This is a genomic window from Kurthia sp. Dielmo (assembly GCF_000307285.2).
Taxonomy (GTDB): domain Bacteria; phylum Bacillota; class Bacilli; order Bacillales_A; family Planococcaceae; genus Kurthia; species Kurthia populi.
Window position 1 is genome coordinate 254,779 of sequence record NZ_HE578956.1, and the last position, 16,369, is coordinate 271,147.

Annotated in this window: 16 protein-coding genes; 14 read left to right on the forward strand and 2 right to left on the reverse strand. The window is 40.2% G+C overall.

All coding sequences use genetic code 11. The annotated features are described in order from the left end of the window. Positions 1-822 precede the first annotated feature (822 nt). Together KTHG_RS01635 and KTHG_RS01640 are read right to left on the reverse strand one after the other, a co-directional pair. Positions 823-1,992: an LCP family protein gene (locus tag KTHG_RS01635; RefSeq protein WP_020189175.1), complete on the reverse strand. Its 1,170-nt coding sequence runs from the start codon at positions 1,990-1,992 to the stop codon at positions 823-825. A gap of 106 nt (positions 1,993-2,098) precedes the next feature. After that, positions 2,099-2,734 carry a YigZ family protein gene (locus KTHG_RS01640; RefSeq protein WP_020189176.1) on the reverse strand — a complete coding sequence of 212 codons (636 nt, stop codon included), beginning with the start codon at positions 2,732-2,734 and terminating at the stop codon, positions 2,099-2,101. Between the two features lie 179 nt (positions 2,735-2,913). On the opposite strand from KTHG_RS01640, the gene KTHG_RS01645 reads away from it, so the two are divergent. From KTHG_RS01645 to KTHG_RS01715, 14 genes are all read left to right on the forward strand, one after another. Beyond that, positions 2,914-4,065, forward strand: a complete 1,152-nt coding sequence (locus KTHG_RS01645; RefSeq protein WP_020189177.1) for a sensor histidine kinase — start codon at positions 2,914-2,916, stop codon at positions 4,063-4,065. Positions 4,066-4,099: 34 nt separating this feature from the next. Beyond that, positions 4,100-4,774, forward strand: coding sequence for a response regulator (locus tag KTHG_RS01650; RefSeq protein ID WP_020189178.1), 675 nt, complete (start codon positions 4,100-4,102; stop codon positions 4,772-4,774). A 187-nt stretch (positions 4,775-4,961) separates the two neighbouring features. After that, on the forward strand, positions 4,962-5,807 hold the full coding sequence (locus KTHG_RS01655; RefSeq protein WP_020189179.1) for a DegV family protein: 846 nt from the start codon (positions 4,962-4,964) through the stop codon (positions 5,805-5,807). 191 nt (positions 5,808-5,998) lie between these two features. Further along, complete coding sequence (locus KTHG_RS01660) at positions 5,999-7,339, forward strand: ATP-dependent helicase ComFA (protein ID WP_020189180.1); 1,341 nt, start codon at positions 5,999-6,001, stop codon at positions 7,337-7,339. Further along, the gene (locus KTHG_RS01665; protein ID WP_020189181.1) at positions 7,340-7,939 is read left to right on the forward strand and encodes a ComF family protein; all 600 of its coding nucleotides are present in this window, start codon (positions 7,340-7,342) and stop codon (positions 7,937-7,939) included. A gap of 18 nt (positions 7,940-7,957) precedes the next feature. After that, positions 7,958-8,374, forward strand: coding sequence for a TIGR03826 family flagellar region protein (locus tag KTHG_RS01670; protein WP_020189182.1), 417 nt, complete (start codon positions 7,958-7,960; stop codon positions 8,372-8,374). Between the two features lie 168 nt (positions 8,375-8,542). Next, positions 8,543-8,806, forward strand: a complete 264-nt coding sequence (gene flgM / locus KTHG_RS01675) for a flagellar biosynthesis anti-sigma factor FlgM (RefSeq protein WP_020189183.1) — start codon at positions 8,543-8,545, stop codon at positions 8,804-8,806. Positions 8,807-8,818: 12 nt separating this feature from the next. Then, entirely contained in the window at positions 8,819-9,316 is a 498-nt protein-coding gene (locus tag KTHG_RS01680; protein ID WP_020189184.1) for a flagellar protein FlgN, read from the forward strand. A gap of 138 nt (positions 9,317-9,454) precedes the next feature. Beyond that, complete coding sequence (flgK, locus tag KTHG_RS01685) at positions 9,455-11,530, forward strand: flagellar hook-associated protein FlgK (RefSeq protein WP_020189185.1); 2,076 nt, start codon at positions 9,455-9,457, stop codon at positions 11,528-11,530. Positions 11,531-11,544: 14 nt separating this feature from the next. Continuing rightward, positions 11,545-14,094 (forward strand): flagellar hook-associated protein FlgL, encoded by a 2,550-nt coding sequence (gene flgL, locus KTHG_RS21725; protein ID WP_020189186.1) that lies wholly within the window; start codon positions 11,545-11,547, stop codon positions 14,092-14,094. Between the two features lie 45 nt (positions 14,095-14,139). Then, positions 14,140-14,700, forward strand: a complete 561-nt coding sequence (locus KTHG_RS01700) for a DUF6470 family protein (RefSeq protein WP_020189187.1) — start codon at positions 14,140-14,142, stop codon at positions 14,698-14,700. A gap of 3 nt (positions 14,701-14,703) precedes the next feature. After that, positions 14,704-15,150 carry a flagellar assembly protein FliW gene (gene fliW, locus KTHG_RS01705; RefSeq protein ID WP_020189188.1) on the forward strand — a complete coding sequence of 149 codons (447 nt, stop codon included), beginning with the start codon at positions 14,704-14,706 and terminating at the stop codon, positions 15,148-15,150. Continuing rightward, on the forward strand, positions 15,151-15,366 hold the full coding sequence (gene csrA / locus KTHG_RS01710; protein WP_020189189.1) for a carbon storage regulator CsrA: 216 nt from the start codon (positions 15,151-15,153) through the stop codon (positions 15,364-15,366). It abuts the gene before it with no gap. 168 nt (positions 15,367-15,534) lie between these two features. Continuing rightward, positions 15,535-16,365, forward strand: coding sequence for a flagellin N-terminal helical domain-containing protein (locus KTHG_RS01715; protein WP_020189190.1), 831 nt, complete (start codon positions 15,535-15,537; stop codon positions 16,363-16,365). The last annotated feature ends 4 nt before the right edge of the window (positions 16,366-16,369 follow it).

Here is a 16,369-nt window from a genome sequence, read left to right on the forward strand (position 1 = left end):
TTTGCCCGAAAACGACAAAAACAGGTCTATTTTGACGCACTGCGGGGTAATTTTAGCAGTGAATGATTAGTGGAATGAGAAAAAGCTGTCATTTATTTTCATCATTAGAAAATGCGCCATTTCACAGATCTATTGCAAGCTGCAGCCTTCGAATAAAGCCTGAAATTACCTAAAACGGGCCCCGAAAACAACTGAAACAGGGCGAAAATCGAGCGCTACGGGGTGATTTTTGCCGATATTTTCAAAAAGATTGTGCAAAGTTATCATAACTATCGCCACTCGATGCGTAATTATTTGATGGAATGGAAGCTTTGCGCAAATAGTTAGCCTTTTTCTAGCCCTATTCACTTACAGATGACGCTTATTGAAAAATATGTCGTATGTAAAAGACGCTTTCTGAGGAAATCACGAAATTGCGAAGCCGTGTTGAAAAAAACGTATTCATACGAAATAAAAATGAAAGTCATTTGAGATGAAGTTAGCTAGTGTACTAGTGAATCAAATGATGAAGACATGTGGGGTTAAAAATAATACGCAAATTTATCCATGGATGAAATGGTATCAAGACTGAGAGAGGAAACGTTCGATGTCAGTCTAAAGTGCGAAACGTTTTATCTTGAACGGTTTAAACGACAAATAACGTTGTCGTTTAAACCGTTCAAGCATACATCAACTACGATGATCATACGTGGATTTTGGCAAAATTAAACCACCTTTTTCCAGGTGAATATCGGAAAAAGGTGGTTTAATAAGAATTTGACGGTGATTCCTAGGAAAGCGTCCGTCCAATTCAGATGAAAGATAGTATCTTTTTGTTTGGCGTTAATTACCAGAGCCAGAGCTATTATAGTTGCTTTGGAATCCAGTATTTTGTTTAGTTGTAGGCTCTTCTATTACTTCTTCATCTTCTGAAAGATTAAGCTTCGTATCTATCGTTAAGCCTAAATGCTTTTGTAATGTTTGACGTGTTTCGAGCAAGCTATCATCTTGTAGTAGATAGTAATAAATGCCGCTCGACATATCATCACTGCCTTTGAGTGATAGGGAATCGATGTCTGGCATGCCGTTTTGTAGGTATGCGAATAATGATTTCATTTCATCAAATGTCATATCTGTTTGCATATTATTGCCGACAGCTGCTAATACTTTATCGTATTTTGTAAATGATGTGACAGATGTTGCTTTTGACGCAATAGCTTCTAAAATCATTTGCTGACGCTTGCCGCGCTCGACATCGCTATCTTGGTGACGGGTACGTGCAAGTGCTAGAGCTTCGCGGCCATTCACTTCTTGTGTACCTGGCATTAAGTGAACCGTGCGCTTATCGTTTTCGTCGAGCTCATTAATTTCATAAGGGACATCGACTGTCACGCCACCAAGTGCATCAACGATTTCAATGAAGGCTTCAAAGTTTACACGGAAATAGTAGTCAATCGGCACATTCAGTAGGCCTTCAACCGTTTCACGTGTTGCATCAATGCCACCGTATGCATGGGCATGTGTGATTTTATCTTTGTAACCAACAGTTGGAATGTACACGTAAGAATCACGCGGAATACTTACTAGTTTGATAGATTTATCTTTATTATTCAGTGTTGCGACAAGGAGAGCATCTGAGCGTGAGTTGCCCTCGCCTTGGCTGCGTTTTTCACTATCGTCAATGCCGACGATCATGATGGAAATATTGTCTGTTAGTGGCTGAACGCTTTCATCACGTAACTCCGATTTTGTACGAGAATTCTCGACGTACGCATTCTCAGCAGCTTTTTTACCTGAATGAAATAGGTAGTAAATATAGCCGCCGCCAAATGCCAACAGTAAAATTAAGACAACAAGCAAGATTTTCCAAAGACAGCCACCTGATTCTTTCTCTTTCTTCTTACGTTCTTGGCTTTTCGATGTGCGAGATTTCGCATGCGATTTTGCCTTTGGTGTAGAAGTAGATGAGCTGCTCCGGGCTTGTTGTCTAGTGCCTTTCTTCTTCTCTGGCATATAGTCAAGCTCCTTTGTAAGGGGAAATGGTTGAAAATTCTAAAAATATTCGTATTATACAACGGATATTATTATACTATGCAATAAGAAATCCGTAAAACAAATTTTAAGTACGGTCAAACTCTAAAAATATGGACTTTACATAGTCAATTTGCGTTTGTCCATTCGAAAGGTCGGTCATCCAAGACTGGAATAGCTCGTCCTGTTCTTTAGGAACAAGTACCGTTAGTTCGACGTTTTCAGCATAATCAATGTGGTCTAGTATATAGGTAGAATTGCGAAGTTCATTTTCTAACTTTCCGAGCAATGTGTAATCAGCAATTACTTTTAGCTCATGGTGTAATTTACGTTCTACAACACCGGAGGCATCAATACCTACAGTTGTTGCTTTTCCGTATGCGCGCACTAGTCCACCTGCGCCAAGTTTAATACCCCCAAAGTAACGGGTAACAACTACTACAGTATCTTTTAAGTGCTGTTTCTTTAAAACTTCAAGCATTGGGACACCAGCTGTACCACTTGGCTCACCGTCGTCGCTTGCTTTTTGGATTTGGTCATGCTCGCCGATTAGGTAGGCAGAGCAGTTGTGATTGGCGCTACGATGCTCTTTTTTAATACGCTCAATAAATGCTTGCGCTTGTTCTTCTGTTTCCACACGAGCACAGTGGGCAATGAAACGTGATTTTGAAATGATGATTTCGTCGCTTGCAGAGGATTTTAATGTTAGGTAATTTTCTCTCATTTGATTCTCCTAGTAGAAATTTAATGTAAATGATACAATTGTCATCTTTTTAACGCAGGATTTTTATGTGCTTATATCACAATAATGGTATAATTATTGTAAAGAATTTTAGATTTTTGATGTCAGTACTACAAAATACATGCTATTCTATAAAGTATGCATTGTGAGGAGTATTTAGTATGGTTAAAGGAAATAAGATTGACATTCAAGTATTAGATAAGATTTTCAATAGTATGGTCGAAACGATTGATTCGTCAAAGAACGATATTTTCACGATCAGCGAGCAATCACGTCAATCTTTTGAAGAAATGAAATTAGAGCTCGGTATTGTACGTACCAAATTGCAGGATATTATACAAGAAAATGATATGCTAGAAGTTCAGGTAAAGCAAGCTAGAGCTAGACTTGCGGAGGTTTCTCAAAACTTCCGTATTTATTCTGAGGAACAGGTGCACCAAGCGTATAATGCAGCAAATACATTTCAAATTCGTCAGTCTGTTGTTCAATCAGAAGAAAAATTGTTACGCGGACGCCGAGATGACTTAGAAAGAAATATGCGAGGCTTACTTGATACAATTGTAAAAGCCGACCAGCTTGTAAACCAAGTCAATGTAGTACTAAACTACTTAAGCGAGGATTTAAAAGATGTTGGTCCTGCTCTTAAGAATGCAAAAATGAAAGAGGATTTTGCGATTCGAGTAATCGAGGCGCAAGAGGAAGAGCGCAAGCGTATTTCGCGTGAGGTGCATGATGGACCGGCGCAAATGCTTGCGAATGTGTTACTTCGCACAGATTTAATCACACGTTCATATGATGAAAAAGGCGTAGAACGTGCGATTCAAGAACTACGTGATTTAAAAGGGATGGTGCGCGATACGCTACATGAGGTTCGTCGCATTATTTATGACTTACGCCCAATGGCACTAGACGATTTAGGGATTGTGCCGACGCTGAAGAAATATTTAAATTCCGTGCAAGATTATAATGAAGGAACGTATATTGAATTTAGCTCACGTGGTGAAGATCGCCGTATGCCAATGAATTATGAAACAGCCATTTTTAGACTTGTACAAGAAAGCGTGAATAACGCCATTAAACATGGCTCTGCAAAAGAAATTCGTGTGAACTTTGAATGGCTTAAGGAAAATGTTAATATTTCTATAAAGGATAATGGTACAGGATTTGATATGGGGCTAACGAAACAAAATTCATTCGGTATCGTTGGAATGAAAGAGCGCATAGATTTATTAGATGGTACTATGGATATACAGTCCGAAATCGGACAAGGTACGAGAATTATGTTTATAATCCCCATAAAAAAGGGAACATAACCTTTTGTAGAGGTACTTGAGGAGGAAATTTATTATGACAAAAATTATTATTATTGACGATCACCAATTATTCCGTGAAGGCGTAAAACGTATTTTAGATTTTGAAGATACATTTGAAGTAGTAGCAGAAGGTGATGATGGTATCGATACATTACCTCTATATGAAGAATTCCAACCAGACGTTGTGTTAATGGACATTAACATGCCGCAAAAAAATGGTGTGGAAGCAACTTCAGAGTTAATCGAAAAATATCCTGATGCGAAAGTAATCATTCTTTCAATTCATGATGATGAATCATACGTATCTCACGCATTAAAATCTGGTGCACTAGGTTATATGCTAAAAGAAATGGATGCGGATGAAATCGTAGACGCAATTAAAATTGTTGCAGCTGGCGGCTCATACTTACATCCTAAAATCACAAAAAATCTTGTAGCTGAATATCGTCGCTTAAGCGAACGTGAAAATAAAGGCTCATTCCACCAAACGGAAATCCGTCGTCCATTCCACTTATTAACTAAACGTGAATGTGAAGTCCTGCAATTATTAACAGACGGCCAATCAAACCGTGCAATTGGTGAAACATTATACATCTCAGAAAAAACAGTTAAGAACCATGTTTCAAGCATTCTTCAAAAAATGAATGTAAATGACCGTACACAAGCTGTTGTAACAGCGATTAAAAACGGTTGGGTAGAAGTACGCTAATACCACTTCAAACAGTGGGTAATAGGCGTTAACCTACTTTGAAAAGGAATCGTGCTTCGCGCGATTCCTTTTTATATGCCAATCAGTACATAGTTAAAAAGATTTGAAAAGTTATAAATGTCATATGTTATTTGCCTTTTCATATATATTTTTATAAAATGAACAGTATATGTAGAGGAGTGAAAGAATGGCAACTGCAATCGTAACAGACAGCACGGCCTATATTCCACAGGACGAGCTTGAAAAATATAATATTCATATGGTGCCACTAAGCGTTGTTATTAACGGCGAAACCTATGAAGAAGAAGTAAATTTATCAGCAGACGAGTTTTATGAGAAAATTCGTGGCGGAAAAAAATTACCAACATCTACACAGCCACCAATCGGCAAATTTGTCGCTTTATTTGAAGAGCTTGCAAAAGACTATGATGAAATCGTTACAATCCATCTTTCAAGCGGTATTAGTGGCACATACCAGGGTGCACTTGCAGCCGCGGATATGGTCGATCATGTAAAAGTGTATGGTTTCGATACAGAGGTCGCTTGTTATATGCAAGGTATGTATGCGATTCATGCAGCGCGTTTAGCGAAAACAGGTGCCTCAGCGAAAGAAATTTTAGAGCACTTAGAAGAAATGAAGAAAACCGAAAAAGAATTCATTTTAGTAGATGACTTATCTCATTTACAACGTGGTGGACGTCTATCAGCAGCTTCAGCTTTAATCGGTAGCTTACTACAAGTGAAGCCAATTCTTCATTTCAGCGATAAAGTCATCGTACCATTTGAAAAAATTCGTACGAAGAAAAAAGCATTAAAACGTATTGAAGACCTGTTAGCTGAAGATGTAGCAAAATATGGTGCCATTGAAGCAACCGTTATTCACGCAAATTGCGAGCAAGAGCGTAATGAATGGCTAAATCATTTACGCGCTGAATTCCCAACAGTCGATTTTTATCCATCTTATTTTGGCGCAGTTGTTGGAACGCATCTTGGTGAAGGTGCGCTAGCGATGGGCTGGTTTGCCAAAAAATAGTCGAAAATTAATTTTTGATAAATTTTTTAGCGAAATTCGTAAAAAATGAGTGACAATATAAGCATAAACGGCTAAACTATTTATAATACTAAACAATATCTCAAAGGGGCGTTTCTAGTTTTAACTAGAGATGCTTTTTTTTTGCGCAAAAATCGATAAAATGGACAAAAATGACAAATGAGGGATGTCCAATGAATGACGAGTTAGCGCGGCTACAGCAGTTTTTAAGCGGGCGTATTTGGCCAGCAGGAAAGCTACCATTTGATGAATCCGTAATCGCAAAAGCAAAAGAGCGACAATTAATTGACGATGTTCAAGCCATTGAATTCTTAAAAGGAAGGCCGAGCTGTCGTCGCTGTCGTTGTACATCTTTTGACACCTATATTCGCTATTATTGCGCAAAATGTGATAAAATCTGCGTCTACTGCCGGAATTGCATTCAAATGGGCAGGCTCGCGTCTTGTGATACACTTGTGCGCTGGATTGGCGCTACAGCTACGACGGATGTAAAGCCAAAGCTACAGTGGCAGGGACAGTTTACAGCGGCGCAGGCACGCGTGTCACAAGAGCTTATCGACAGTGTGAGGGCAAAGCGCTCGCATCTAGTACATGCCGTATGCGGTGCCGGCAAAACCGAGATTTTATTTGCGGCAATTGAAATAGCACTTTCGATGAACTGGCGCGTCTGTGTGGCAACGCCGCGTACAGATGTCGTGCTCGAGCTTGCGCCGCGCTTTCAGCAAGTCTTCCCAGATGTTACTGTACAGGCACTCTATGGCGGTGCTCCATTAGATACGAGCTATTCACCATTTATTGTGGCGACGACACATCAGCTTTTTCGCTTTGAAGATGCCTTTGACATTATTTTTGTCGACGAGGCAGATGCCTTTCCGTATACATTTGACGCCGCACTGCAGCAGGCGGTTGTGAAGGCGCGAAAACAGGACGGTGTCACAATGCTTGTGACAGCGACCCCATCTATAAATATGCAGGCGCAGTTTCAAAAGACTGGAGCCTATTCATTTATTCCAAGACGCTTTCACGGGGCTGACTTGCCAGTGCCTCGCTTTGTGTCCCTATGGTTTTATGACAAGCAGCTACAGATGAATCGTTTACCAAAAAAAATCGCACGCTGGATTAAGAACTGTGAAGACAAGGGCCAACCTTATTTGCTATTCTTCCCAACGATTGCGCTCATGAAACAGGCAGCGCATTTATTTTCAGTGCCGGCTGTCTATGCTGAAGATGCGGAGCGCAAGGAGAAGGTTCTAGCACTGCGAAATGGCGAGGTCGCCGGGCTCCTAACAACGACCATTTTAGAGCGCGGCATTACGATTCCACGTGTTCAGGTCGCCGTTATCGGTGCAGAGTCGGCGATTTTTACAGCGAGTGCCCTTATTCAAATTAGTGGGCGCGTTGGTCGAGCACAGCATGAGCCTACGGGGGATATTGTATTTTTCCATCACGGGGTGACGCGCGAGATGGACGCGGCAAGACGTGAAATTTTACGCCTCAATGCGGAGGTGAACTAAATGCGCTGCTTACTATGTGATCGTGTGGTTGAAAAGATCGAGACGTGGACAGGGTTATTTAGTCGCCGGCAAAAGTGGACGACCTGCGCTAGCTGTATGGCGAAGTTTGAACGTGTAAGTGAGCAGGCTTATGAGGGCATTCGCACAATTTATGTCTATAATGAGGCGATGAGGGACTGGTTACATCGTCTCAAATTTTCACAGGACGCTATTATTGCGCATGTTTTTGCCGATGAAATAAAAAAGCTATGTAGTCACTATAAAAAGGCCGTGATAGTGCCAATTCCGATGCACCCTGCAAAAAAGCGGGCGCGTACATTTGCGCATGTGGATGTGCTATTAGAAGCGGCAGGTGTGCGCTATACGCATTTATTAGAAAAAACGACGACGGACACACAAAGTCAGAAGTCACGGGTAGAACGTGAAAATAGTGCTACTTTGTTCACAAGAAATACTATACAATTAAGGAAAGACACGCATCTTGTTCTTGTTGATGATATTGTGACGACAGGAACGACGATACGCCATGCGCGTGAAGTTTTAAAGCGAGATGGTTTTACGAATATAGAGGTGCTCGTGTTCATTTCAGCGAGAATGTGAAAGGGGGCCTATGACAACATGGGCGAAATTAAGAGCTGTCCAACATGTGGACAACTATTTAACTACAACGGAATTCGTGAAGTATGTGCAAACTGCGCGGCAGAAGAGGAAAAGAAATACGAAGAAGTGTATCGCTTTTTACGTCGTCGTGAAAATCGTGCGGCAACGGTTGAGCGAATTGTGGAAGCAACGGGCTGCACAGAGGAATTATTATATGGATGGGTACGTCGCGGACGCTTGCAGACAGCGCTATTCCCGAACCTAGGCTATCCATGTGATAATTGTGGTCATTTAACGACGACAGGGAAATTATGCGATAATTGCACAAATAAATTGCAACGAGATTTGAATCAATTTGAGGCGAGTAAGGAATTCCGCGAGTCAATTGAAAAAAATGAGCGCGGTACGTACCTATCAGAAAAACGGACACGCTAGACTTAGCACTATTTTAATAGTTTTTGAATTTGTAACAGAAAATAGTACTACGTAATCATGCATTGTATAGTAACATCAACTCTTTTATCGGAAAATCACTTAACATACCCTCCCCACATCCGAAATAATGGGTAAAGATAGTGAAGAATGATAAAGGAGGTTCTAGTTATGAAAGTTCAAGGATACGGTGTTAATGCAGTGAATCCATATAAAAATCAACAAGTAAAAACGAATGAAGTGAAAAAATCGAGTCTATCTTTTCAGGATCAACTTGAAATTTCGTCGCAAGCGAAAGATTTACAAGGCGTAAAATCGTATGAAAGTGAGCGCGCGGACCGTTTATCAGAGTTGAAATCACAAATTCAAAACGGCACGTACAAAGTTGATTCAGAGAAGCTTGCAAAAGATTTATTAAATCACTTCCGTAGATAGCGAGGAAATCAAATGTCTATCGAACAAATCAATACGATTATGGCAAAACTAAATGTCATGCATAAAAGTTTAGTGAAGCTCGCAGACCATAAAACCGAGCTGATTACGAACGGGGACATGGAAGGCATTAAGAAAATGATCAATGACGAGCAATCGCATATTTCTGCTATCTCTCAGCTAGAGGGACAACGCCAGCAAGCGGTGCTACGTTATTTTAATGGGCAACAACTAGCGCCCGGGACGCAGCCGACCATTGAACAGCTGATTGCACTTGTGCCGACGACACAGGAGAAGACGCAGTTACAACAAACACGTGACGAGCTATTGCAGACGGTTGAGCATTTACAAAAAACGAATGAGTTGAATCAAAAATTATTATTCAATTCACTGCAGGTTATTAATATGACCGTCGATATGATGCGCCCACAGCAGGATAACTTTAACTACGGTGAATCACAAGGTCGCCGCAGCAATGCATCGACAATTGGTCGCTTTAATTCACAAGCATAGAAAATGTTGCCTCACCGAGAAGCGGAGAGGCCTTTTTTTATGCGCCAAAAATAATTTTACACTTGAAATCTCGCATCCGATGCCGATGAAAAATACAGAACATAAACGTAGCGAAACACTTTTTTAGGAGGATGAAACATGGCAATTTCAACATTTATGGGCCTTGAAACAAATAAACGTGGCCTAACCGCACAACAAACAGCCCTTTACACAGTCGGGCATAATATTTCAAACGCCAATACCGTCGGCTACACACGCCAGCGCGTAAACCTAGAAGCAACACATGGCTTCCCTGGTGTAGGGATGAATGCACCAATGCTTGCAGGACACTTAGGCACAGGGGTGACAAGCCAGTCCATTACACGTGTACGTAATGAGTTTGTCGATAAGCAGTACCGTCAGGAGACGAATAATTTAGGCTACTGGTCACAGCGTACAGATGCGATTAGTCAACTAGAGGATATCGTATCAGAGCCATCTGAATATGGCTTGAATGCATCGTATAACGATTTTTATTCGGCATGGCAGGAGTTGGCGAATAACCCTAGTTCTGCGGCAGCGCGTCAGGTTGTGTATACAAAAGCTTCGCACTTGGCGTCTTCATTTAATTATATGAACAAACAGATGACACAAGTACAAGCCAATCTAAAATCAGAAGCGATTAATACAGTAGATAAAATCAACTCGATTTTAGAGCAGATTACAGCACTGAATAATCAGATTAAGCAGGTTGAGCCGAATGGCTATATTCCAAATGATATTTATGATGCACGTGATGTGTTGATTGATGAATTATCAAATTATATTCCAGTGACAACGGAGCGTACGTATTCAGGTGGTCTAGCGACAGATGATTCGGAAGGTGCTTTACAGATCTATATGGTGCTAGAAGATGGTAGCAAACAGGCGTTAGTATCAGCTGAAAAAAGTGGGACCGTTCAAAATTACAATGGTCAGCAAAGAGAGCTTTACGGTAATTTTGTAGCGACAAAATTAACCTTAACAACTGTGCAGCAAAATGCAGATGGAACAGTGGCGACAGATGCGAATGGCAATCCTGTTACGAAGGCATTGACATCATCTGAGCAATTTGAAGCAATCTATGGGATTACATTTGAAAAATCAGCGGCAACGGAAAGCCTAACAGCTACTGAAACAACAGATGCCAATGGGGTTGTTACTGTAACCTATAAAAAAGGTGAAAATGAAATTGCCTCTGTCACAGGTGGTGTTCTAACCGTTAAGTTAGCGGATGCGAATGGTACACCTTATCCAGGAACACTAGACCCAGTTACGAACAAAATTACGCTTGCACTTGATGCGGGTACGAAAATGGAAATTACACCTACGTATGATACGAGCACTCCTCCTAAATTAATTGGAGCGACTGCACAGACATTAACTGCACCAAAAAATATTGAAGCATCTAAACTTCAAGATAATAAAGGGAAACTAGAATCATATTTTGATCTATACGGTACAACAAATGGCACAACAACTTTAGAAGTACCACTGAAATATGATGTAGATGCGAATGGTAACTATATTTATGTAAATGGTGAGCGTCAAACGGTCGCTGATACTGCAAATCAAAAGAATGCTTTACATGTTTCAGGATATTTTTCAGATAAGCTTTCAGATTTAGATAAGCTAGCGAATGAATTTGCGAATGCCTTCAATGCCATTCATTCACAAAGCTATGGCTTATCAACAGATGGTATCTCAAATTCACCGACAAATTTAGATTTCTTTAATTATGCATCGAATACCAATGCGAGTGGCGCAGTTTTAGGGAAGAATTTTATCACTGCTGCTAATATTAGTGTGAATGATAAAATGAAAGATTTTAATAATATTGCTGCTTCGGATCAAAATAACGAAGAGGGTAACGGTAATATTGCATTAAAATTATCGAATTTAAAAACGACAGCTATTTCAGGTTTAAATAGCGCATCTGCTGGTAAATTCTATGAATCAATGCTTGCAGATATTGGTACAGAGGGCGAAAAAGCTGTGAAAAACGCCTATAATTCAGGCACCCTTCAATTAGCAATAGAAAATCGCCGTGCATCAGAAAATTCAGTGTCATTAGATGAAGAGATGACGAATATGATTATGTTCCAGCAGGCGTATAATGCATCGGCACGTATGATGACAGCCATCGACGAAATTTTAGATAAAGTAATTAATGGAATGGGCCGAGTAGGGCTGTAGGAGGTAAAAATTAAATGCGCGTAACACAATCAATGCTTTCGAATAATATGCTTCGAAATTTAAACACAAGCTATAGCAAAATGGGTGTTTGGCAGCAACAGCTTTCGACAGGCTCTAAGTTGCTACGCCCATCAGATGACCCAGTAGGTGTGACAAAGGCGATGAGCTATCGTACACAATTGGCTCAAAATGCACAGTATGATGAAAATTTAGATACAGCAACGAAATGGTTGGATACAACAGATACAGCATTAGGCTCAGTAGGAAGCGCCATGCAGCGTGTGCAGGAGTTAATTACTCAAGCGGCAAATGATACGAATCAAACGGTTGACCGTCAGCAAATGCTAAAGGAAATTGAACAAATTTATGAGCAAATAAAAGATATTGGCAATACAAAAATTGGTGATACGTATATTTTCAGTGGAACAAGAACAAATCAGCCACTGTATGGTAATAGTGTGAAAATTGATCAAGTGTTGTATCGAGATGCTAATAGTAATATCGTTGCAGATGTACAAACGACGACACAAACAGACGGCACATCTGTATCGATTGTTCGTGATGCAGCTGGTAATGTCGCATCAAAAATTACCAATGCTAAGGATGCTAACGGTAATATGATAACGACGATTACAGATGGTAATAATAATGTGATTCAGCCACCAGCTACGGGGAAATATATCGATGGCTCAGGCAATATTATTGAAACAGCACAGGATGGTACAGTAGACGTAACACATGCAAAAGATGGTAGTAATACAAGCTCTGTTGATTACAAAACAACACGTACGACGACAACGACAACATACGGTGCTGTCGCAACGGAAAAACGTGTTGAAAATGCAGATGGTACCTCTGTTACATCTATTTTAGATAAGGATAATAAGGTAGTTGCTAAAATTTCAATTACTAAAGACGGAGCGGGAAATCCTGTAACGACCGTAACAGATGGAGCGGGGGACCCAATTACCAATCGTCTATTAGCAGTAGATAATGCTGGCGGTGTAATTGAAGTTTATGCAGATGGTACGAGAAAGATTGGTACACTAGAGCCACCAGCAACACCTACAAATTTAACAACAACATCTGGTAATGTCACAACTTCATTGGACACGTATCGTAGCCAAACGACAGGAAAAACAATAGCAACTGTTTCAAAGCAAACGCCTTCAACAGCAGATGGTACATTTACGACATCTGTTCGTGATAGTACAGGGAGTCTTGTTGCGACAATTACTGGTCAAAAGGATAGCTTTGGAGCGATTGTTGTCACAGTGAAGGACGCGAATAATCAACCAATTCAAGAGCCTGCAAATGTTTTACGTGCTTCGGATGGACATGGGAATGTTATTGAGGTGGATGCACTTGGTAATGTTGGGGTGAAAGCTTTAAAACCGGAAACATCTCCTGTTTCTGTAACAGAGCCACCTGCAAATGTTAGTGTCAATGAATTTACGTTCAAAAATGCTTCTGGTGATACGGTCGCAACATCTGAAACTGTAATTGATGATCTTACTGGAACGTATACAACGACTGTACGAGATGGTATCGGGAATTTAGTATCTACAACTACTGGTCCCTCACCAATTTCCATTACAGATTATCGTAATCTCCCTGCTACAAATGGTGTTGCGGTAGAAAGCAATGGTTCTATTATTAAAACAGATCCGACAACAGGTGTAACAACTGTTACAAGCTCGAAGGATAATTTAAGTACGACACATACAACAACGATGAGTGGGGCACAGATGACTGGTACAACTGAATACAAAAATTCAGTTGGGGATTTAATTGCAACTGCCGTTAAAACGACGAATACAGCAACTGGTGAATCAGTGACGGTATTTACAGATAAGGACGGCAATACGGTTTCAACAACAGAGGTTACGAAAGACCAAGCAGGACGCAACGTCATTACTGTAACTGATGCAGCAGGAAATACAGTTATTGCACCTGACAAATTATCTGTTCAAGATGCTGATGGAAACTATATTATTACAAATCCTTTAACAGGTGAGACATCTGTTTCGACAACTATCTCGGCGATTGAAGGTCCGGTTACGTCATTAAATACCGCGAATGACAAACGAATTCAAACATTATCAGGCATGAATGCTGCAGTAAATATTGAAATTTATAATGATATTAAGCTGCAAGTGAATACAACGGATGCACAGAAAATGTTTGAAAAAATGGATACGGTATTTGCTAAAGTTTTTGCAGCATTAAAGGGAACAGCTGGTATAACATCAGGTAAAGAGATTGGTGATTTATTAGGTGGAACAAACTCTGCAGCAGACCGTGATTTTACGACAATTCAAGGCGTACAGGATTTATTTTCGATGCAACGCTCGACAGTTGGGGCAAAACAAAACCGAGTTGACATGATGTCAGACCGCTTGGCGATACAAAAAGAAGTACTGACGAAACAACAATCAAACGTTGAAGATGTAGAATACGAAGAAGCAATCACAAATATGATTACACAAGAATCCATTCACCGTGCAGCATTGTCTGTTGGTGGTCGTATTATTCAGCAAACATTAGTTGACTTTATTCGTTAAATTAAACGCTCGCGGTTGCGGGCGTTTTTTAAGAGGTGAGGGAATATGAAATTAGATCGTGTGGACATTCGAACGACGGATCAAAAAGTAGAAATTCATTCAACGCAGCCGCGACTGCGCATGCATACAACGAATGCACAGGTGAACATTGAGCAGCCTGCAGCCATTCTTGAAATGAGCTCAAAGGCGGCGAAGCTATTAATTGACCAATCACAGGCATGGCGTGATATGGGTTTACTGACACCAATGGAAGCAGGGGACCAGGCTGCACAAAAGGGACTGCAAGACGCTGCGGCGGGTACAGCAAGACGAGCGCGTGAGGGAGATCAAATGATGCAAATTTCAGGTGGTCAAAATCAACTACAAGCCATTGCAGAAAATATTGCACAACCACCGCAACCGGGCCTTGGTATCAAATGGATTCCATCCGTCAATTCAGTGGAAACAACGTATGTGCCAGGCCGTTTAGACATCAATATTACACCGCAAAAGCCACGCTTTGATGTTAGAATAGGGGATGTAAGTGGTCAATTCACACCAGGAAATGTAACGGGTACGACAGTGCAGCGTGCATCTGTTGAGACAACGGTAATTAAGGGAGATTAGGCGATGAATATTCAAACGAAATTTTTAGGTGCAGTAGATGTAAAGGAAGAAGCAATTATTACATTTCCAGAGGGCATTCCGGGCTTTCACGATGAAACACAATTTGCGCTCATTCCATTAAATGAAACATCACCATTTTTAGTGCTACAATCGGTGAAAACGGAAAAGGTCGGCTTTATGGTCGCAACACCGTATGCCTTTAAAGCAGATTATTCATTTGATTTACCACAGGACGATGTCGTACAGCTCGCAATCGAGCAGCCAGAGGACGTATTTGTCTATGGTATCCTGACGTTAAAGGATACACTTGTGGAATCAACGATTAATTTATTAGCACCCGTTGTAATAAATGAAAAAACAAAATTAGCGAAGCAACTTGTTCTACCGACAGAGGATGAAAAATTACTACGCTATCCAATAAAGAAGGCAGCAGAAGGAAGTGTGAAGTAGATGTTAGTATTGACGCGTAAGCCTGGTGAAACGGTGATGCTCGGTGAAGACATTCAAGTGAAAATCGTATCAGTCGATGGTGATCAAGTCAAAATTGGCATCGAGGCACCACGCGCACTAAAGATTTACCGACGTGAAGTATATGAAGCTATCCAGCAGGAAAATGAAGCAGCCCTTGAGGCGAGTGACTTACGTGTTTTAGATGGCTGGGAATAATCTGAACGAAAAATCCTTTCACAAATGTTGAAAGGATTTTTTAAATAAATTTTCAAAAAAAGGTTAAACATTTTACATCCGTTACGATATAGATAGTGTAAAGCAGAATACCTGCTAAACAACTCCACAGGGACGTGGAAATAAAAACATTCAAGGAGGAATCTCATAATGAGAATTCAACACAATATCGCAGCTTTAAACACACACCGTAACTTAGGCATGAACAATGCAGCAGCATCTAAAAATTTAGAAAAATTATCTTCAGGTTACCAAATTAACCGTGCTGGTGATGATGCAGCAGGTCTTGCTATCTCTGAAAAAATGCGTGGTCAAATTTCAGGTTTAAATATGGCATCTAAAAACTCTCAGGATAGCATTTCGCTTATTCAAACAGCTGAGGGTGGTTTAAACGAAACACATGCAATTTTACAACGTATGCGTGAATTAGCTGTACAATCACGTAATGATACAAATGATGAAACTACAAAAGACCGTAGTAATTTAAATGACGAAGTAAAACAATTACAAGAAGAAATTACACGTATTTCAAATCAAATGGAATTCAATAATAAAAAATTATTAGATGGTTCACAGTCTACAAAAGGTTTAACGTTCCAAATTGGTGCGAATGCAGGTCAAACTATTAATGTGAAAATTACAACAATGTCAGCTACAAAATTAGCTGTTGATGCATCTAAATTAAATATAGCTACTGGTGGAGCAGCATCTAAAGCAATTACAGCTATTGATGCAGCAATTAATACCGTATCACAAACTCGTTCATCGTTAGGTGCTGTACAAAATCGTTTAGAACATACAATTAACAACTTAGGAACATCATCAGAAAACTTAACAGCTGCTGAATCTCGTATTCGTGATACAGACATGGCAAAAGAAATGATGGCATTTACTAAAAATAACATCTTAACACAAGCAGCACAATCAATGCTTGCTCAAGCCAATCAACAACCACAAGGCGTTTTATCTTTATTACAATAATAAC